This window comes from Streptomyces sp. Tu 2975 (genome assembly GCF_009832925.1).
In the GTDB taxonomy this organism is placed as follows: Bacteria; Actinomycetota; Actinomycetes; order Streptomycetales; family Streptomycetaceae; genus Streptomyces.
Genome location: NZ_CP047140.1, coordinates 3,107,254 through 3,125,442 on the forward strand (window position 1 = coordinate 3,107,254; position 18,189 = coordinate 3,125,442).

Here is an 18,189-nt window from a genome sequence, read left to right on the forward strand (position 1 = left end):
CCGGACCGCGCACTACGGTGGAGGCCATGCGACGAGGACGCCGATGGCGTGACGGAACAGGGACGTTGACGATCGACGGCCGCCCCGTCGCCGAGGTCGAGATCGCAGCCACGTACCGGACCCGGCGCCGCGGCCTCCTCGGCCGCGACGGCATCGAGGGCGGGATGCTCCTGACCCCGTGCGGCAGCGTCCACTCGGTGGGGATGCGCTTCACCATCGACGTGGCCTACCTGGACCGCGATCTGCGCGTCCTCAGCGTCCGCACCATGCCCCCGGGTCGCGTGGGCATGCCGCGACCGCGCGCCCGCCATGTGCTCGAGGCGGCGGCGGGGGCGCTGGCGGAGTGGGGGGTTCGGCGGGGCGGCACGGTCGGGATCACCGTTCCGTCCTGACCCGCCGGGGGCGGTACGGGCGTTCATCTCCAGGGCGTTCGGACCGGTCGCGGAGAGCCAGTACGAAGCGTGACCGTCACTCCGTCGTAAGGGTCACTCCGTCGTGATCGTCACTCCCTGGGGAACGACACCTCGACGCGGCGGTTCTTGCGGCGGCCCTCCTCCGACGTGTTGCTCGCGATCGGATAGTCCTCGCCGTAGCCGCGGATCTCGTACGCGATCCCCTCGGCGCTCAACTGCTGCGACAGCACGCTGTGCACGGCGTCGGCGCGCTCCTTCGACAGCTTGTCGCCGTGCGCCTCGGTGCCGAGGTCGTCCGTGAAGCCGAACACGCGGATCTTCTTGGCGTTCTGCTTCTTGATCTCGACGGCGATCGCCGAGATACGGGACGTGGCCTCGCCGGAGAGCTTGGAGCTGTCCTTGCCGAAGAGGACCTCGGCCTGGAGGGCGAACTTGATGTCGGAGTTCGTCTCCTCGCGGCGCTCCTCACCGCTGATGTCCTCGACGACGGACTTGATGTCGATGACCTTCGGCTCGGCGAGCGTCGCGCCCTCGGGAGCTTCAGGTCCGAGTCGTCGGCGTCGACCTTGACGGGCGCCTCGGCAGGCGGCGCCGCGTAGGGGCCGTCGTCGGCGAAGGCGCTGCCGCCGGCGAGCAGGCCGGCGGAGAGCGCCCCCGCGAGGACGGCGGCGGTCACGGTGACCCTGGTCGCGGGGCGCATCACGACAGCTCGATCGTGGTGCTGGGGAAGCCGGGGAACTGGAGGGCGAGCTGTGTGGTGCCCGCCGGTGGCGCGGGGAACTGGGCGAAGAAGGTGAGGGAGTCACCGGGCTCCATGCGGGTGCGGTATGCGTAGGTGGTGAGCGGTCGGTTGTCCGTGTCGCGCAGCACGTAGTACCGCTTCTTGCCGGCCGAGTCGACGAGGGTCATGCCGGCGAACGAGCGACCGGTGGCTGCGACGGACTGCTCCAATCCGCTCCACTGGACGGGGGTGGTGAATTGCTCCGCCCCGGTGTTCTTGATGACGCCGTCCAGGGTCAAGAAGCCGCCCTCGTCCCTTCGTGCCGAGAACACGGACATCTCCACCCCCTTGTCGCCCTTGACCGTTGCGATGGGCTCGCTCGGTGTACTGGGTGCCGACTCCGGGGTGGAGCCGGCCTTGTCTCCACCCTTGGAACCGGCAGGTGCCGGTGACGACGAACCCTTCGGGCTCGTACCGTCACCGTCACCGCCACAGGCCGACAGAGTGAGGATCAAGGCGGACGACAGCACAGCTGCCGCAGCCCGGCGCCTGGTCCCCATGTGCCGCTTGCTCATCAATCCTGTTCCTTTGCGTTCATCGGCTCAGTCCTCGGCCAGTCGGACGGTGAAAAGGTCTGCCATGTCGGGCAGCAGATCAGGTTCTTCGGGGTCGACGACCCACTCGTCGGAGTCGCAGAGCAGCTTGCCCGGCAAGGGCTTCTGCTCGTCTTCATCGTCTCCTTCGCCAGGCTCCGCGGGCGCACTCTGCCCAGGCGTGAAGGTGCAGCGCGGTTCGACGACCGCGGTGGCACGAGCAGTGGCGTGCTTGCTGCCGGTCCCCTCGATGATGCTGTCGCCCATCGATTCCTGGGACTCGACGTTGACGGTGAAGCCCCATCGGCCGTCGTTCAGCGGAGTGCAGCCGTCGGCCACGGCTTCGTTCCGGCCGGCGAAGTCGGCAGCCCGCGCGCAACCGTCCGGGGTACCTGCCGGTACCTCGCCGTCAAGGAGTGCCTCCAGGTCGTCGAGAAGGTCCGTCAGTTCAAGCTGATCCCTTGATTCCTGGGCTGCTGCCAGTGCGGCCGCGTCGGCCGCGGTCTGCGTGCCGTTGCGGGTCACATCGGCTTGGCCGAATGCGAGGTACACAAGGACGAGAAAGAGAAGACCGACCACGGCTGCCATGTAGAGCGGGGTCGCCTGGCCGTCATCGTCTGTCCCCGAACAGCTCAGCCGCCACCGCCGCCAAGAACCGAATTGATCTTTTCGGTGAACGTGTTCGCGATCTCGGCGCCCATGTTCGTGTTCAGCAGCAGCACCACGATCGCCACCACAAGAATCGTGATCCCGACGTACTCGATCGAGCCCTGTCCCCGATCGTCGCGGAGTCCGTCCCGGCGGAGTCCGATCGCAGCCGCGAGCCTGTGCAGGCCGAAGTCCCTCATGGCGTACCCCTCGTTCCCCTTCGACGGACCGCTGGTTCATGTCGGTCCGGCCTCCCTCGCCGCTGATCACTCCATGGAGTCTCCCGGCTACGCCGGGCCTCCGAGGAGAATCTCCCACATTCGCTTGCGTGAGCGAAGACCGTTGGTCGAATCGCTCGTGAACCGTTCATCGCAGCCACCTCCCCCGTCAGCCTCCGAAGATCGCGCCGAAGTCCACGTCGGCCGCGTAGTAGAAGCCCGCCACGATCAGGATCATCGTTCCGGGCAGCATGAAACTCGTGACGATCAGCGTCGCCTTCGGGACCGCCTTCGCCGCCTTCCTTCTGGCGTTCTGGGCGTCCGTCCTGCGCATGTCGTTGGCGATCTGGATCAGGGTGTCGACGATCGGGGCGCCCAGTTCCTCACCCTGCTGGAGCGCCGAGACGAACATGGACACCTGCTCCGACTCGTTGCGGCGGCGCAGTTGCTCGAAGGCCTCGCGCCGGCCCATGCCCATGTCCATCTGCCGGAGGGTGATGCGCAGTTCGTCGGACCAGGGGCCCCGGTACTTCTCCGCGACGCGCTCCAGGGCCTGCCGGAAGCCGAGGCCGGCGGAGACGACGACGGCGAGTACGTCGAGGAAGTCCGGCAGGGTCCGTTCGATGTCGTCCCGGCGGCGGGCGATGGCCGCCCGGAGCAGGACGTCGGTCCAGAACAGGCCGTAGAGCAGGAACAGGACGGCGAGGACGACCTGCCCGTTCATGAGCATCCCGAAGGCGACGAGCCCGCCGAGAACCCCGTACACGGCGCGGCGGGCCGCGTACCGGTCGACCGTCAGGCCGCCGGGGTTGCCGGCCATGTCCAGCCTGCGGCGGACGCGGTCGACGCGACGCGGGCCCATCAGGCGCTGGACCGACGGGGCCCAGCGCATGCCGAGGCGGTCGATGGCCATGCCCGGGTAGCTGGTGCGGGTGGCGCCGACCTCCAGGGCGATGGCGAGGTCGCCGGGAAGCCTGGCCTCCGCCCGGTACATGCGTATGCCGTGGAAGACGCCGGCGACGGCGACGCCGATCACGGCGGCCAGGGCCAGTCCGAGCATGTGGGTCTCCTCCCCTCTGGTCAGGTCTCAGATGCGGACGCGGGTGAGCCGGTTGATGAGGATGAAGCCGAGCGCGTACAGCCCGGCGGCGATCAGTACGGCGATGCGGCCGCCGAGTGCGCCGGTCATGTCCTCCAGTGCCCCGTCCCGCATGCCGTTGACGACGAGCAGGAAGCCGAGGCCGAGGACCGGGACGGCCACCGCCGTCACCTTGACCTGGGAGAGGAGCGTGGTGACCTCGCGCCGGGTCTCCTTGCGTTCCTCCAGGGTCTCGGTGAGGTTGCGCAGCGAGGTGACGATGGTGCCGCCCGCCCGGTTGGACAGGATCAGGGTGGACACCAGCACGGTGAGTTCGCGTGACGGGAGGCGTTCGGCGAGGTCGCCGAGCGCGTCGTCGAGGGAGCGGCCGAGGGCCAGTTGGTCGGCGACGCGGCGCAGTTCCTCGCGCGCCGGGTCGTCGAGCTCCTCCACGGCCATGCCGATCGCGGTGCGCAGGGCGAGCCCGGCCTGGGTGGCGTTGGCGAGCACCCGGGTGAGTTCGGGGAGCTGGCTGATGAACGCCTCGGTGCGTTTGGCCCGCTGCCAGTCGAGGAAGCCGTTCGCGCCCCAGACGCCGATCAGGACGGCGAGCAGCCCGAAGAAGGGCGCGAACACCGAGCCGACGACGAAGTAGAGCGCCAGCAGGGCGGCCACGACGTAGACGGCGTACTCCCCGGCGGTCAGTTCCAGGCCGGTCGCGGAGATGCTCCGCTCGATGCGCCGGCCGAGTCGGGTGCCGCGCAGTCTTCGGTCCACTCCCGCGAAACGGCGCCGGCGGCCGCTCTCGAGGGCGAGCGGTCCTGACTGCGACATACGGTCGATCAGGGCTTGGCGTTGCGCCTGGCCCACCGACCAGGAGCGCACGCCGAGGACGGCGAGTACGCAGCCGAGCAGCGTGACGCCGAGTGTCACCAGGGGCAGGTTCATCGCGGGCGGTGCCCTTCCGGTGAGTGGCCGGTGCGGGGGTCGGGCACCGGGCTGAGGCCCCGTGGCACCCGGGTGGCGAGCTCCAGTTGCGACTCGCCGACGCCGAACGCCGGCGGGATCGCCTCGCCCGCCATGTAGAGGCGCTCCGCGACCCGCCGGGGCAGCGGGAAGTACCGGAACCTGCCGTTCACGCGCCCGTCCCCGGCCGGCGGTTCCGCCTCGAAGCGGCAGACGGTCACGAAACGGTAGTCCTCGCGGCCGTACGAGTCGACGACGGCGATCTCGGTGATCCGGCGTGACCCGTCCGCGTGCCGGGTGAGCTGGACGATGACGTCGACGGCACTGTTGATCTGGTCGTGGATGGCCACGAACGGGAGCTCGACCTCGGACATGGAGCTCAGTGTCTGGAGCCGCATCAGCGCGTCCTCCGCGCTGTTGGCGTGGACGGTGGCGAGCGAGCCGTCGTGGCCGGTGGACATGGCCTGGAGCATGTCGAGGGTCTCCCCGCCGCGGACCTCGCCGACGATGATGCGGTCGGGGCGCATGCGCAGGGAGTTGCGTACGAGGTCGCGGATGGTGATGCGGCCCTTGCCCTCGACGTTGGCGGGGCGGGACTCCAGGGTGATCACATGGGTCTGCTGGAGCCGGAGTTCGGCGGAGTCCTCGATGGTGACGATGCGTTCGCCGTCCGGGATGAGGCCGGACAGGGCGTTGAGGAGGGTGGTCTTGCCGGTGCCGGTCGCCCCGGAGACGATCACGTTGAACTTGGCGCGCACCAGGCCCGCGAGCAGCATCAGGATGTGCTCGTCCAGGGACCCGAGGCCGATCATCTCCTGGAGGGTGTAGGCGCGCGGGAAGCGGCGGATGGTCAGCACCGGGCCGGTCAGGGAGAGCGGCGGGATGATGACGTTGACGCGCTCCCCGCTGGGGAGCCGGGCGTCGACCATGGGGTTCGCCTCGTCGACACGGCGGTTGACGGTGGAGACGATGCGCTCGATGGTCTGCATCAGCTGCTCGGTGGAGGAGAACCGCAGCGGCAACTGCTCCAGCCGACCGTCCCGTTCGACGAAGACCTGTTCGGGGCCGTTCACCATGATCTCGCTGATGGACGCGTCCTCGAGGAGCGGTTCGAGGATGCCGAGGCCGAGCGCCTCGTCGACGACCCGCCGGACGAGGTGGGAGCGCTCGCCGGTGGACAGGACGGGGCCCTCGCGGCTGATGATGTGGCCGAGTACGCGCTCCAGGCGGACGCGGCGTTCGGCGGCGGCGAGGGTGGACATCTCGGCGAGGTCGATCTCCTCGAGGAGCTTGGCGCGGTAGACGCCGACGAGCCGGCTCTCCTCGCTCTGGCCGTTCGCCGGCTCGGGGCCGTCGATGCGCTGGATGCGTGCGCGCAGGCTCATCGTGTCGACTCCCTGTCGAGGGGCATGGTGGCGGACTTGGTGACGGTGCCGAAGCTGATGCCGGGGACCACGCCGGGAATGGTGACCGTCACGTCGGCGGTGACCGCGTCGCCGTCCTGGCTGGTGGCGACGGAGGCGTCGAGCCAGGAGCTGAGCGCCTGCTGCCCCGCGGCCTGCGGGCTGGTCGTCGCCTCCTCCTGCGCGGCCACCCGCGCCGCGGCGCGGGCCGCGGTGCCGGCCTGCTGGGCCGCGTACACGGCGAGGCCCACCTGCACCGCGATCGTCATCACGAAGAGCAGCAGGAACAGCCAGCCGCCGTACTCGACGGCGCTCTGGCCGCGGTCGTCGCGGAGGTCCCGGCGTCTCATGGCCCGGCCCTCCACTCGGCCGCCGCGCCGGCCCGGCCCGTGACCGTGATCGGGAGGTTGACGCCGGGGAACAGCAGCGGCACCTCGAGGGAGACCTCGGCCTTGTACAGGTCTCCGTCCGGTCCGCAGCTGACGGCCGCCGACCAGCCGCCGGTCAGGTCCTCCTCCGCGGCTGCCGCGCAGGCCGCCGCGCCGCCGCCCTCTGCCCGCGTCCCCGCGGCCACCGCCTTGTCCGCCGCGTTGCCCGCGAGGACGAACGTGTAGCCGACGAGCGCCGACTGCCACAGGACGGCCAGCGTCACCAGGATGATCGGCACCATGCCGGTGAACTCGATCAGCGACTGGCCACGGTCGTCCCCTATGCGCGGGGCGGGCGCTGTCATTTCGCGCGCCCGTGCCGGCGTCCGGCCCCGAAGCGGTTCTGCTTCGCGTCCCCCTGCACGTCCTTGACCAGTCCCAACTCGCCCGCCAGGGCCCACATGGCCTGCCTGACGGACGACTTGGCCTCGAGGTCCTGCATACGGCCGGCGTCGACGGCGCCCTGGAGCTCCTTGAAGTTCGCCGGGATCGCCGTGCGTGCCACCCTCGTGGAGGTGATCTTCGAGACGAGCGGCGGCTGGATCTCCGTCGTCCGCGTGTGGCGGTTGACGACGGTGATCGTCTCCTCCGCCTTACGGATCTGGAGCCGGTCCCAGAGCCGCACCATCCGCTTGGTGGCCCGTACGGTCACCACGTCCGGCAGGGTCAGCAGCAGGGTGGTGTCGGCCGACTCGATCGCGGCGGCGTTGGCGGTGTTGACCTGCGTGCCGCAGTCGACGACGACCATCTCGTAACGCTGGCGCAGTGCGCCGAGGGTCTGCCGGACGAGCCGGTCGCTGACGTCCTCCGCGCGTTCGCCCTCCGCCGGGGCGAGAAGCAGGGCCACGCCCGTCTCGTGGCTGAAGACGGCGTCCTGGAGGACCCTGGCGCCGATGTCCCGGATGGCGGCGAGGTCCACGATGGAGCGGCGGAACTGGACGTCCAGGTACGAGGCGACGTCACCGCCCTGGAGGTCGAGGTCGACGAGGGCGACGGAGTGACCGGACGCCGCCGACGCCAGGGCGAGCTGGATCGCCGTGACGGTCGTGCCGACGCCGCCCTTGGCGCCGCTCACGGTGACGACGGTGCCGCCCGGCCCGCCGTACGCCGCCTCCGGACCGTGGCCGAGGTGCCGGCGTACGCCCGCCGCCCAGCCGGCCGCCGCCTGGACGCGCTGCGCCAGTTCCTCGTACACGAGAGGCAGGGCGACGAGGCCGCGGGCGCCGGAGTCCATGGCCGCCGAGTACAGGCCCGGGCCGGTGTCGGCGGTGACGAGCACGACGCCGACGGCCGGGAAACGCAGGGCGACGTCCCGGATCAGCTCGAGGGCGGGCAGCGGCCCGATGCGCTCGTGGACCAGGACGACTTCCGGTAGTTCGTCGAGCGACTCCGCGGCGAGCCGGGCCAGCATGTCGACCAGCGAGGTCGAGTCGCCGACCGGCGGTGCCGGTTCCGCGTCGGGGAGCCGGCCCAGAAGGCTGACGATGGACCGGGCGGCGTCGGGGTCGCCGACGGCGGGGAGGATACGCGTCGTCATCCGGCCCTCACTTGTTCTTGTCTTCTGAGAGGTCGTAGCTGCCGTCGCCGGGCCGCAGGGTGGTGGGGCTCCCGTCGGGCAGCAGGGCCAGGCGCACATGTTCGGCGAAGGACTCGGCGTAGGCGACGCGCTGGGCGTCGGCCGTGTTCAGCGCGAAGGTGATCGGCACCGCCTCGCGGGGGGCGTTGGTGCGGTCGCCGCTCCTGCGCTCGAGGGCGGTGAGCTCCCCGACGTCGATGACCTTGGCGTTCGCGACGATGAGCCGGGACTGGTCGGTGCCGGAGTCGTTCTGCGCGGCGAAGGTGGCGAAGATGTTGACCAGGTTGCCCGGCCGGATCTTTCCGGCCACGCCGGTCGCCGCGTCGATCATGATGGCGATCTCCTGCTGGCCGCTCTCCAGCTCCGGCTTCTGCACGATCATGTCGCTCTGGAGCAGGGACCCGCTACGCAGCTCCGTCACGGCGATCTTGTCCCGCAGTAGGCCGAGGTCGGTCACCGCGCTCCGGGACAGCCAGCGTTCGGGTATCGAGACCTTTTCGAACTGCCCGGCCTCGAGCGGTGTGTAGGGGGCTATGTCGCTCTTGACGCGGTAGGCGGTGGTCTCGGGTCCGACCTTCGAGTTCACGTCGGCGATCACGGTGAGCACGCCGGCGAACGCGGCGATGCCGCAGACGACCGAGAGCAGAATCAGGAGAACGCCGCGGCGCTGCCGTGAATTCATGGGTGGGACGACCTCGTTCGATGACGTGGGACGAATGGGGCGGGCGGTACGGATGCGGCAGACGCGGCGAAAGCGGCCGGTGCGGTGGACGACGCGGCGGGCGCGGCGGCTGAGGCGGCAGCCATGGCGACGGTCACGGCAGGCAGCCGGTCGTGGCCGTTCATGGCCCGGCGGTCAGCGCCCTGGTCGCCCCGGTGCGGCTCGAGGCGGCCGTGAGCGGGGCGGAGCAGAAGCCGCAGCGGTCACCGATGAGCTGGATGCCGCACCATGTGCACACCTCTCGTCGTACGGAAGAGACCAGTTGGTAGAGGACCGAGATGTCGGGGAGGTAGGCGGCGAACTCGATCAGCCGTCCTGTCCCCCACCAGCGCGCGGAGTCCTGCGGGAGCGGGACCTCATGGAGCTGCTGCACGCCCCAGGCCGGGGCGAGGGTGCCGGTCACCCACTCCGACTGGAGCTGCCCTCCGGCAACGATCAGCTGCGTGGCGAAGTCGGGACCCGACAGGTGGCCGCCCCCGCCGATCTTGACCACCTGGGGCCGGGGGCCGGCCAGCACACCGAACTGGGTGCCCGGCATCCACGACCTGGCGTGGGACGTGAGGCTCACCGGGACGCGGTCGAGCCGGGCGACGGAGCCGAGGAGGGCGCCGGCGTAGATGTAGTGGGAGAGCAGCCGGGCGGCGGAGGCGATGACTCCGGCGCCGAAGTCGCAGATCGACAACTGCCTCAGCTGCCGGGCGAGTACGGCGACTCCGAGCGGCGGCAGGTCGAGCTTGAGCAGGGCGATGCGGTCGCTCTCCAGCACGGCGCGGACCGTGTGCAGCCGGCGCTGGTGGGCGGCGGGGAGCGAGGCGGGGTAGAGGCCGACGACGTAGCCGTGCTGCTCGAGCAGGACGCTCATGTCGCTGAGCGCGGCGTCGAGGGGTGCCTCGTCCGGTGGGTGGAGCAGGGCGGCGGTGGGCGTCTGTCGATCGGTGGGCGGTAGCACCAGGTCGGCGCTGGTGACTGCTATTGCGGTCGGCACGCTCGTTCCCCGTTCAGCTCCGGACACCGGGGTGCCCGGCGGCCGCAGATCCCTACTGCTCCGTGCTCCTGCTGCTGGTACTCGCTACTCCGTGTTTCTGCATGAGCACTCTAACCACCACCGCCCAGGCAGTGAACACCGTTCCGGGGACCAATCGCTGCCAGAGGTCTTGACAACCTGATTGGTCTGGACCAGTTTTTACGCCCAACGGTGGCCACCGTCCGCAAGCCCCATCCCCACCCCCCAACTCCCCCACCGGAGGCCGCAAGTGGACCGCACCACACGCTCACGGAGATGGCCAGGTCCTTCCTGGAAACGCCCCGCGCGATCCGGACGGAGGGCGCTCGGCGCCGGCCTGGCGCTCGCGGTCGGCACCGGGCTGACGCTGATGGGCACCGCCGGGACCGCGCAGGCCGCCGACGTCAACGTCGCAAAGAACGCCGGCTTCGAGTCGGGTCTCACCAACTGGTCCTGCTCCGGCGGCAGCGGCGCCGCCGTCTCCTCCCCGGTGCACAGCGGCGCCTCCGCGCTGAAGGCCACGCCCGCCGGCCAGGACAACGCCAAGTGCTCGCAGAGCGTCGCGGTCAGACCGAACTCGACGTACTCGCTGAGCGCGTGGGTTCAGGGCAGCTACGTGTACCTGGGGGCGAGCGGCACCGGGACGACGGACGTGTCCACCTGGACACCGGGCGGCAGCAGCTGGACGAAGCTCACCACCTCCTTCACCACGGGCGCCACCACCACGTCGGTGACCGTCCACACCCACGGCTGGTACGGCCAGGCCGCCTACTACGCCGACGATGTGAACGTCTTCGGCCCTGACGGCGGTGGCGGCACCGACCCGGACCCGGTGGTCCCGGCGGCGCCCGCGGCCCCCACAGTCGGCGCGGTGACGTCGTCCTCCGTGGCCCTCGGCTGGGGCGCCGTCTCCGGCGCGACCGGCTACAACGTCTACCGTGACGGCTCCAGGGTCCAGTCCGTCTCCGGTACGTCGGCGACGGTGACCGGCCTCTCCGCGGACACCTCCTACCAGTTCCAGGTCACGGCCACGAACACGGCGGGCGAGTCGGCCAGGTCGGCCGCGGTCACCGGCAGGACCGGCCCCACCGGCGGCAATCCGGGCAACCCGGCGGTGCCGAAGCACGCGCTGACGGGCTACTGGCAGAACTTCAACAACGGCGCCACCGTGCAGAAGCTGCGCGACGTGCAGTCGCAGTACGACATCATCGCGGTGTCGTTCGCCGACTCCACCACCACGCCGGGCCAGATCGTCTTCAACCTCGACCCGGCCGTCGGATACGCCTCCGTCGCCGACTTCAAGGCGGACATCGCCGCGAAGAAGGCCGCGGGCAAGTCCGTGATCATCTCGGTCGGCGGCGAGAAGGGCAACGTCACCATCAACAGTGACGCGTCCGCCACGGCCTTCGCGAACAGCGCCTACGCCCTGATGCAGGAGTACGGCTTCAGCGGGGTCGACATCGACCTGGAGCACGGCATCAACTCGACGTACCTGACCAAGGCGCTGCGCCAGCTGTCGCAGAAGGCGGGCTCGTCGCTGGTGCTGACGATGGCGCCGCAGACCATCGACATGCAGAACACCGGCACGGAGTACTTCAAGACCGCGCTGGCCGTGAAGGACATCCTCACCGTCGTCAACATGCAGTACTACAACAGCGGCTCGATGCTCGGTTGCGACGGCAAGGTGTACTCACAGGGTTCGGTCGACTTCCTGACCGCGCTGGCCTGCATCCAGCTCGAGGGCGGCCTCGACGCCTCCCAGGTCGGCCTCGGCGTCCCGGCCTCCACCCGCGGCGCCGGAAGCGGCTACGTCGACCCGTCGATCGTGAGGAACGCGCTCGACTGCCTCGCCCGTGGCACGAACTGCGGTTCGTTCAAGCCCTCGAAGACCTACCCGGGTCTGCGGGGTGCGATGACCTGGTCCACCAACTGGGACGCCACGGCCGGTAACGCGTGGTCCAACGCGGTCGGACCGCACGTCCACAACCTGCCGTAACCCGTGGTCCCCGTACCGGGCCGTACCGCCGCTCCCCCGGCGGTACGGCCCGGTCGGTGCTTCAGCCCCTTCGTGCGGGCGGGTACGTCACCAGGGCAGTTCCCGCACCTGCTGGACGCACAGCACGACGAACAGCAGGCCCGCGGCGGCCAGCATCACGTTGCTGAGGATGCCGTTGCGCCATTGCGCCGGGGTGCGTGAGGAGTTGAGCAGCCAGATCAGCGTGAGCGCCAGGAACGGCATGAAGAACGCGCCCAGCACGCCGTAGGCGACGACGAGTCCGAACGGCTGGTCGAGGAAGAGCAGCGAGATCGGCGGGAACGTCAGCCAGAGCAGATACGCCCTGAACGGCAGCGAGCGCTCCTTCCGGCCGGCCGCCACCTCCTCCACGGTGCCCTTGTCGACGGGGACACCCTTCCGGTCGAGCTGGAGCCGTTCGACGAAGTCGGCGAACATCAGGCTGACGCCGTGCCACACGCCGATCAGCGACGAGAACGATGTGGCGAAGAAACCGATCAGGAACAGCTTGGCGGTCACCGCGCCGTACTTGTCCTCCAGGATCACCCCGAGGTCGATCAGCCCCCTGTCCCCCTTGGTGAGGGCGAGATGCGAGGCGTGCAGCAGCTCGGCGCCGACGATGAGCATCGCGACGACGAAGACGCCGGTGGTGATGTACGCGACGCGGTTGTCCAGGCGCATGACCTTCATCCAGCCGGTGTTGGTCCAGCCCTTGGCGTTGACCCAGTAGCCGTACGCGGCCATGGTGATCGTGCCGCCGACACCGCCGATCAGGCCGAGGGTGTAGAGCAGCGAGCCGTCGGGCAGCACCGGGGCCAGGCCCGCGAACGCGGCGCCGATGTCGGGCGTGACGCGGATCGCGACGTACACCACGACCACGAACATGATGCCGATGAGCACCGTCATGACCTTCTCGAAGACGGCGTACCGGTTGAACCAGACGAAGACCAGGCCGATCAGACCCGTGAGGACCGCCCACACCTTGAGGCTCGGGCCGTCAGGGAACAGGGCGACGATGGGCAGCGCGCTGGAGGACATCGCGGTGGCCCCGTAGACGAATCCCCAGACGACCACGTAGATGGCGAAGTAGACGGTGGTCCACTTCCCGAGGGACCGCCAGCCCTCGAAGAGGGTCCGCCCGGTGGCCAGATGCCAGCGTCCGCACGCCTCGGCCAGCGAGATCTTGACGACGCAGCCGATGACGGCCGCCCACATCAGCGTGTATCCGAACTTGCTGCCCGCGATGAGCGTCGCGACCAGGTCTCCGGCTCCGACACCGGTCGCCGCGACGACGATCCCGGGCCCGATGTACTTCCAGCTCGACTTGCGCGGGACGGAGAGCGTCCCGTCCGCGTCCTGCTCGGTGGTGCCTGCCATGGCACAGCCGCCTTCCACTCGTCCCAGGTGATCGCTGTCACCAAAGCGCCGCTCGGGTGATCGCGCAAGGGGCAGTGCCGATCCGGCGGCGTCCAGGATCGGCCGAAGCTGTCCTTGACCCGAGCATGTCACCCCGACACGATGTGCTCGAACACCGGTACAGACCCGCACGTCGCACCTGAGCACCCCCCACAACTCCCCACCCAGGAGACAGCATGCGACTTCGCATACGTGCGAACAGGAGGAAGGCCGCCACCCTCGCGGCCGCCCTCGCGCTCGCGGTGGCCGCGCCCATCAGCGCCGGCGCCGCACCGTCACCGGACCGGCCGGCACCCGCCGCCGCCGAGGACGAGCAGATCAGGCAGTACCAGATCCACGGGCCCGACACCGCCGCCGACCGCACCGCCATCGCCCGCACCGGGGTGTCGATCGACGAGGCCGACGACCACACGGTCGTGGTCAGCGCAACCGCCGCGGAGGCACGGCGGCTTCGCGCCCTCGGACACACCCTCGAGGCGCTGCCCGCGCCGCCGCGGCACCGCACGGCGGCGGACGTACAGCCCTTCGACTTCCCGTCGGCCGACTCCCGCTACCACAACTACGCGGAGATGACGGCCGAGATCAACCAGCGCGTGGCGCAGCATCCGGACATCATGAGCAAGCGGGTCATCGGCAAGAGCTACCAGGGCCGGGACATCGTCGCCGTCAAGATCAGCGACAACGTGGCCACGGACGAGAACGAGCCGGAGGTCCTCTTCACCCACCACCAGCACGCCCGCGAGCATCTCACCGTCGAGATGGCGCTCTATCTGCTGCGTGAGTTCGGCGAGGACTACGGCAGCGACTCCCGGATCACCAACGCCGTGAACGGCCGCGAGATCTGGATCGTCCCCGACCTCAACCCTGACGGCGGCGAGTACGACATCGCGTCCGGTTCCTACCGCAGCTGGCGCAAGAACCGGCAGCCCAACACCGGCTCTTCGAACGTCGGCACGGACATGAACCGCAACTGGAACTACAAGTGGGGCTGCTGCGGCGGCTCTTCCGGCTCCACGGGCTCGGAGACGTACCGCGGCCGCGCCGCCGAGTCCGCGCCCGAGGTGAAGGTCGTCGCCGACTTCGTGCGCAGCCGGGTGGTCGGCGGCAAGCAGCAGATCGCCACGGGCATCGACTTCCACACCTACAGCGAGTTGGTGCTCTGGCCGTTCGGATGGACGAACGCCGACACCGCCCCAGGCATGACCCAGGACGACCGTGACGCCTTCGCCACCGTGGGAAGGAAGATGGCCGCGAGCAACGGCTACACCCCGGAGCAGTCGAGCGACCTCTACATCACCGACGGTTCGATCGACGACTGGCTGTGGGGCAGTCAGAAGATCTTCGGGTACACCTTCGAGATGTACCCGGCCGGCTTCGGCGGCGGCGGCTTCTACCCGCCCGACGAGGTGATCGAGCGCGAGACGAGCCGTAACCGCGACGCGGTGCTCCACCTGCTGGAGAACTCGGACTGCATGTACCGCTCCATCGGCAAGGAGCAGCAGTACTGCGCCTGACCGTTCGACGACCGGTGCCGCGCGGGACACCTCCCGCGCGGCACCGGCACGTCCGGGGACAGGTCCGTCCGGGGAGCGCAATCCCTCCGGACCGGTGGAAGTCAATCTTTCCAAAAGCGTCACAGGTGCTGCGCACCGCCTCCGGGAGCCGCCGTTAACGTTGCTCGCCGACCGGCCCAAGCACGCTCAACGTGAACAGGTCGCCGATGTTCTTGGCGGCGTAGTCAGCACAGGAAGAAGCACATGGACTACTGCTCCTCATGCCGTCGGCACCTCAACGGCGCCCTCGTGTGCCCCGGCTGCGGCGCGTACGCCCCCGACATAGCCCCGCCCACGCACCACGCGGGGACCACGACGGCGACGGCCGCAACGGCCTGGGAGCCGTACGGGGCGGAGGAGTTCCCCGCCCGGCCGGAAGCCGCTGCTGTCACCGGCGCGGACAGCGCGACGGCCGGTGCCACGTCCACCGGACAGGGCCGGGCCGCCAGGCGGCGGCAGCTGGCCCGCTGGAAGAAGAACAAGCGGCGGGCCGCCGCGGGCACGGCGCTCGCGATCGTCGGCGGCGCGCTGACGATCGCCGCGCTGCCCACCGACTCCGGCAAGGGCGGCGCGAGCGCGGCCGCCGCACCGGACCCGACGGTCCCGGACGAGGCCCGGAAGAGCCGGCCCGTCGCGACCCCGACGCAGCCCGGTGAACGCGCCACGAAATCTCCCGAGCCGCGTCCGTCCCGGACCGCCGCCTCCGCCCCGCGGACCGCCCCTACTTCCTCGACTCCTACTGCGGTGCCCGATCGGGCGGTACCGGCACGCACCGTGTCCGCCGCCCCCGAGGCCCCGCAGGCCCGTCCGACGCAGGCGCCCGCCTCACCGGCCACCGTGCCGACGACGACGGCCCCCAGCGTGCGGCCGTCCCCCACCTCGCCCGCCGCACCGGGCTCCGGGGCCGACGAGCCGCAGACCCGCCCGACGGAGACCGCGACGACCTCCCCGAGCCAGGTGTGCCTGCTCGTCCTCTGCCTCGGCTGACCCGGCGCCGTCCGCCGGGGGTCACATGCCGGGGCTGCCGCCTCGGTAGTGGCCGAGCGTCAGGGCGAGCTGCTGCGACCACTCCCGCAGCTTCTTCTGACGGCCGGCGCCGACCCGGCACTCGTGGAACATGCCGTTCCGGTGGGTCACTCCGACCAGCAGGCACAGACCGCGGACGGTGTGGTGGACGGCGTGGACGTCCTGCCAGGCGAAGTCGGTGACGACGTCCCGCTGGTCGAAGGAGACGCCCACCGCGTCCACGAGCACCGCGTTGTCCGCGTCGGCGGCGACGAACTCGGGCCCTTGGGGCACCGCCGGGTACGCAGGCGGGGCAAGCGGGTTCATGGGGTACGCCGGCGTGGCGGCCGGGCTCATCGGATACGCCGGAGCAGCCGGGTTCACGGGGTACGCGGGCGTGACAGGCGGGTACGCGGGCGTGACAGGCGGGTACGCGGGGGTGGCGGGCGGGCTCGTGGGCGTGGCGGGCGGGCTCGTGGGATACGCCGGCGCCACCGGCGGAAACCCGGGCTGTGCCTGCGTCGGCGGGACCGATTCGTGCGGCCGGTCCGGGTCCCGTTCGGGAAGCAGGGCCGCCATCGCCCGGCGCAACTCGTCCTCGGAACGGACGTCGTACAGCGGCATCAGCAGGGGGCTCGACCCGAACTGCCAGACGGCGCCGGTCCGCTTGACGACGAGGTCCGGGCCGTTGCCGTACGTCATCGCGGACGCGTCCCCGTCGAGGTACGCGTCCGGCTGGGTGGTGACCGCATAGGCGTACCCGATGTCCGTGATCCGCCGCTCGGCGTGCCGGGGGCCGTATCGGCCGCGGACCCAGTCACGCACCTGTTCGTATGTCAGCACCCGCAGAGCCTAAGGGGCAGGGGGAGGGACGCGTCCCTCCCCCTGCCCCTGCCCCTGCCCCTGCCCGTGACGCCGCTAGACGAGCAGACTCAGCGCCGCCGCGACCGCGAAGCCCGCGACCGACAGCACCGACTCGAGGACCGTCCACGACTTGAGCGTGTCCCGTTCCGAGATGCCGAAGTACTTGGAGACGATCCAGAATCCGCCGTCGTTGACGTGCGAGGCGAAGATCGAGCCCGCAGAGATCGCCATGATGACGAGCGCCAGGAACGCCTGCGAGTGGCCGCCGTTCTCGACGAGGGGCAGCACGATGCCGGCGGTGGTGACGATCGCGACCGTCGCCGAGCCCTGCGCCACGCGCAGCACCAGGGAAATCAGATAGGCGAGCACGATGATCGGGAGACCGACGTCGTTGAAGGTGTCGGACAGGGCCTGCGCGACACCGCTCGCCTTCAGGACGGCGCCGAACACACCACCCGCGCCGACGACGAGCAGGATGTTGCCGACCGGCTTCAGGGACTGGGTGGACACCGACTCGAGCGACTTGCGCGACCAGCCGCGCCGGATGCCGAGCAGCCAGTACGCCATGACCAGAGCGATCGTCAGGGCGACGAACGGGTTGCCGAAGAACTCGACGACCGAGCGGAGCGTGGACTCCTCGAGCGCGATGGAGGAGAACGTCGCGGCGAGTATCAGCACCAGCGGCGTACCGATGATCGCGAGGACGGTCCCGAGCGCGACCGGCGCCTCCTGCGGCTGCCTGCCCGCCGCCGCCTGCTCGGCGGCGACGGCGGCCTTGGCGTCCTCCGCGGCCTCCAGCATGTCCTGCGGGACCTCGACGAACAGCCGCTTGCCGATCCAGGCGGCGTAGCCCCAGGCGGCGATGACGGCGGGGATGCCGACGACGATGCCCATGAGGATGACCCAGCCGAGGGAGACGTCGAACAGGCCGGCGGCGGCGACGGGACCGGGGTGCGGCGGGAGGAAGGCGTGGGTCATCGACAGACCGGCCAGCAGCGGCATCGCGTAGAGGATGATCGACTTGCCGGAGCGCTTGGCGGCCGCGTAGACGATCGGCGCGAGGACGAAGATGCCGACGTCGAAGAAGACGGGGATGCCGAAGATGAGGCCGGTGAGGCCCATGGCGAGCGGTGCCCGCCTCTCGCCGAAGAGGTTCAGCAGGCGGGACGACAACACCTCGGCCCCGCCGCTCACTTCGAGGATCGCGCCGAGCATCGTGCCCAGCCCGATGATGATGGCGACGTGGCCGAGGATGCCGCCCATGCCGGTCTCGATGACCGAGACGGCCGCGGACTTCTGCACGGTGCCGAAGAGTTCGGTGACCGACAGGCCCGCCGCGAGGCCGACGGTTATGGAGACGGCGAGCAGCGCGACGAACGGCTGCAGCCTGACCTTGATGATCAGGACGAGCAGCAGCGCGATACCGAGCGCGGCGACGGTCAGCAGTCCGGCGGTGCCGTCGATGAGGGTGAGCAGTCCGCCCGTGTGGGGTACGGGTGGCGGGGGCGCGTCAGCGGCGAGGAACATGGGGAGCGTCCGTTCAGGGGATTTCAGGCGGATCCAGGCGCT

Annotated in this window: 18 protein-coding genes and 1 pseudogene; 4 read left to right on the top strand and 15 right to left on the bottom strand. The window is 70.3% G+C overall.

The genetic code is table 11. From position 1 onward, the window contains the following. The first annotated feature begins 26 nt into the window (after nucleotides 1–26). Nucleotides 27–392 carry a DUF192 domain-containing protein gene (locus GLX30_RS13460; RefSeq protein WP_159687882.1) on the top strand — a complete coding sequence of 122 codons (366 nt, stop codon included), beginning with the start codon at nucleotides 27–29 and terminating at the stop codon, nucleotides 390–392. A 110-nt stretch (nucleotides 393–502) separates the two neighbouring features. Here GLX30_RS13460 and GLX30_RS13465 read toward each other — a convergent pair. The 12 genes and pseudogenes from GLX30_RS13465 to GLX30_RS13520 all read right to left on the bottom strand — a co-directional run bounded on the left by GLX30_RS13465 (nucleotide 503) and on the right by GLX30_RS13520 (nucleotide 9,750). Next, nucleotides 503–1,113: pseudogene (locus GLX30_RS13465) on the bottom strand (OmpA family protein). After that, the gene (locus GLX30_RS13470; RefSeq protein ID WP_159687887.1) at nucleotides 1,113–1,709 is read right to left on the bottom strand and encodes a hypothetical protein; all 597 of its coding nucleotides are present in this window, start codon (nucleotides 1,707–1,709) and stop codon (nucleotides 1,113–1,115) included. The pseudogene GLX30_RS13465 and the gene GLX30_RS13470 overlap by 1 nt, the downstream one beginning before the upstream one ends. A 27-nt stretch (nucleotides 1,710–1,736) precedes the next feature. Further along, nucleotides 1,737–2,363 carry a pilus assembly protein TadG-related protein gene (locus GLX30_RS13475; protein WP_159695018.1) on the bottom strand — a complete coding sequence of 209 codons (627 nt, stop codon included), beginning with the start codon at nucleotides 2,361–2,363 and terminating at the stop codon, nucleotides 1,737–1,739. Continuing rightward, entirely contained in the window at nucleotides 2,360–2,575 is a 216-nt protein-coding gene (locus tag GLX30_RS13480) for a hypothetical protein (RefSeq protein ID WP_159695019.1), read from the bottom strand. The genes GLX30_RS13475 and GLX30_RS13480 overlap by 4 nt, the downstream gene beginning before the upstream one ends. Nucleotides 2,576–2,762: 187 nt before the next feature. Beyond that, entirely contained in the window at nucleotides 2,763–3,653 is an 891-nt protein-coding gene (locus tag GLX30_RS13485; protein WP_159687890.1) for a DUF5936 domain-containing protein, read from the bottom strand. 27 nt (nucleotides 3,654–3,680) lie between these two features. Continuing rightward, nucleotides 3,681–4,619, bottom strand: coding sequence for a type II secretion system F family protein (locus tag GLX30_RS13490; RefSeq protein WP_159687893.1), 939 nt, complete (start codon nucleotides 4,617–4,619; stop codon nucleotides 3,681–3,683). Further along, a complete protein-coding gene (locus GLX30_RS13495; protein ID WP_159687898.1) occupies nucleotides 4,616–6,022 on the bottom strand; it encodes a CpaF family protein in 1,407 nt (468 codons plus the stop codon). Before GLX30_RS13495 ends, GLX30_RS13490 begins: the two co-directional genes overlap by 4 nt. Then, nucleotides 6,019–6,390 carry a TadE/TadG family type IV pilus assembly protein gene (locus GLX30_RS13500; protein ID WP_159687901.1) on the bottom strand — a complete coding sequence of 124 codons (372 nt, stop codon included), beginning with the start codon at nucleotides 6,388–6,390 and terminating at the stop codon, nucleotides 6,019–6,021. Before GLX30_RS13500 ends, GLX30_RS13495 begins: the two co-directional genes overlap by 4 nt. Then, entirely contained in the window at nucleotides 6,387–6,773 is a 387-nt protein-coding gene (locus GLX30_RS13505; protein ID WP_159687904.1) for a pilus assembly protein, read from the bottom strand. Before GLX30_RS13505 ends, GLX30_RS13500 begins: the two co-directional genes overlap by 4 nt. Beyond that, on the bottom strand, nucleotides 6,770–8,005 hold the full coding sequence (locus GLX30_RS13510) for an AAA family ATPase (protein ID WP_159687909.1): 1,236 nt from the start codon (nucleotides 8,003–8,005) through the stop codon (nucleotides 6,770–6,772). The genes GLX30_RS13505 and GLX30_RS13510 overlap by 4 nt, the downstream gene beginning before the upstream one ends. A gap of 7 nt (nucleotides 8,006–8,012) precedes the next feature. Then, entirely contained in the window at nucleotides 8,013–8,726 is a 714-nt protein-coding gene (gene cpaB / locus GLX30_RS13515) for a Flp pilus assembly protein CpaB (protein WP_159687912.1), read from the bottom strand. A 160-nt stretch (nucleotides 8,727–8,886) separates the two neighbouring features. Continuing rightward, nucleotides 8,887–9,750, bottom strand: coding sequence for a hypothetical protein (locus GLX30_RS13520; protein WP_159687916.1), 864 nt, complete (start codon nucleotides 9,748–9,750; stop codon nucleotides 8,887–8,889). A gap of 355 nt (nucleotides 9,751–10,105) precedes the next feature. Here GLX30_RS13520 and GLX30_RS13525 point away from each other — a divergent pair, with 355 nt between their 5' ends. After that, nucleotides 10,106–11,764: a glycoside hydrolase family 18 protein gene (locus GLX30_RS13525; RefSeq protein ID WP_159695020.1), complete on the top strand. Its 1,659-nt coding sequence runs from the start codon at nucleotides 10,106–10,108 to the stop codon at nucleotides 11,762–11,764. 87 nt (nucleotides 11,765–11,851) lie between these two features. On the opposite strand, the gene GLX30_RS13530 is transcribed toward GLX30_RS13525, so the two are convergent. Next, the gene (locus GLX30_RS13530; protein ID WP_159687921.1) at nucleotides 11,852–13,159 is read right to left on the bottom strand and encodes an Nramp family divalent metal transporter; all 1,308 of its coding nucleotides are present in this window, start codon (nucleotides 13,157–13,159) and stop codon (nucleotides 11,852–11,854) included. 215 nt (nucleotides 13,160–13,374) lie between these two features. On the opposite strand from GLX30_RS13530, the gene GLX30_RS13535 reads away from it, so the two are divergent. Together GLX30_RS13535 and GLX30_RS13540 are read left to right on the top strand one after the other, a co-directional pair. Next, entirely contained in the window at nucleotides 13,375–14,712 is a 1,338-nt protein-coding gene (locus GLX30_RS13535; protein ID WP_159687924.1) for a M14 family metallopeptidase, read from the top strand. 243 nt (nucleotides 14,713–14,955) lie between these two features. Next, nucleotides 14,956–15,738, top strand: coding sequence for a hypothetical protein (locus tag GLX30_RS13540; protein WP_159687927.1), 783 nt, complete (start codon nucleotides 14,956–14,958; stop codon nucleotides 15,736–15,738). Between the two features lie 21 nt (nucleotides 15,739–15,759). On the opposite strand, the gene GLX30_RS13545 is transcribed toward GLX30_RS13540, so the two are convergent. Both GLX30_RS13545 and GLX30_RS13550 read right to left on the bottom strand, forming a co-directional pair. Beyond that, nucleotides 15,760–16,599: a hypothetical protein gene (locus GLX30_RS13545; protein ID WP_159687930.1), complete on the bottom strand. Its 840-nt coding sequence runs from the start codon at nucleotides 16,597–16,599 to the stop codon at nucleotides 15,760–15,762. A 75-nt stretch (nucleotides 16,600–16,674) separates the two neighbouring features. After that, entirely contained in the window at nucleotides 16,675–18,147 is a 1,473-nt protein-coding gene (locus GLX30_RS13550; RefSeq protein ID WP_159687933.1) for a gluconate:H+ symporter, read from the bottom strand. Nucleotides 18,148–18,189: the final 42 nt, after the last annotated feature.

What these genes read in the sequence shown, in the direction of transcription:
- GLX30_RS13500 (WP_159687901.1), bottom strand. Translation starts at nt 6,390, where the DNA reads ATGAGACGCCGGGACCTCCGCGACGACCGCGGCCAGAGCGCCGTCGAG.
- GLX30_RS13510 (WP_159687909.1), bottom strand. Translation starts at nt 8,005, where the DNA reads ATGACGACGCGTATCCTCCCCGCCGTCGGCGACCCCGACGCCGCCCGG.
- GLX30_RS13530 (WP_159687921.1), bottom strand. Translation starts at nt 13,159, where the DNA reads ATGGCAGGCACCACCGAGCAGGACGCGGACGGGACGCTCTCCGTCCCG.
- GLX30_RS13490 (WP_159687893.1), bottom strand. Translation starts at nt 4,619, where the DNA reads ATGAACCTGCCCCTGGTGACACTCGGCGTCACGCTGCTCGGCTGCGTA.
- GLX30_RS13460 (WP_159687882.1), top strand. Translation starts at nt 27, where the DNA reads ATGCGACGAGGACGCCGATGGCGTGACGGAACAGGGACGTTGACGATC.
- GLX30_RS13480 (WP_159695019.1), bottom strand. Translation starts at nt 2,575, where the DNA reads ATGAGGGACTTCGGCCTGCACAGGCTCGCGGCTGCGATCGGACTCCGC.
- cpaB (WP_159687912.1), bottom strand. Translation starts at nt 8,726, where the DNA reads ATGAATTCACGGCAGCGCCGCGGCGTTCTCCTGATTCTGCTCTCGGTC.
- GLX30_RS13550 (WP_159687933.1), bottom strand. Translation starts at nt 18,147, where the DNA reads ATGTTCCTCGCCGCTGACGCGCCCCCGCCACCCGTACCCCACACGGGC.
- GLX30_RS13470 (WP_159687887.1), bottom strand. Translation starts at nt 1,709, where the DNA reads ATGAGCAAGCGGCACATGGGGACCAGGCGCCGGGCTGCGGCAGCTGTG.
- GLX30_RS13540 (WP_159687927.1), top strand. Translation starts at nt 14,956, where the DNA reads ATGGACTACTGCTCCTCATGCCGTCGGCACCTCAACGGCGCCCTCGTG.
- GLX30_RS13535 (WP_159687924.1), top strand. Translation starts at nt 13,375, where the DNA reads ATGCGACTTCGCATACGTGCGAACAGGAGGAAGGCCGCCACCCTCGCG.
- GLX30_RS13505 (WP_159687904.1), bottom strand. Translation starts at nt 6,773, where the DNA reads ATGACAGCGCCCGCCCCGCGCATAGGGGACGACCGTGGCCAGTCGCTG.
- GLX30_RS13495 (WP_159687898.1), bottom strand. Translation starts at nt 6,022, where the DNA reads ATGAGCCTGCGCGCACGCATCCAGCGCATCGACGGCCCCGAGCCGGCG.
- GLX30_RS13485 (WP_159687890.1), bottom strand. Translation starts at nt 3,653, where the DNA reads ATGCTCGGACTGGCCCTGGCCGCCGTGATCGGCGTCGCCGTCGCCGGC.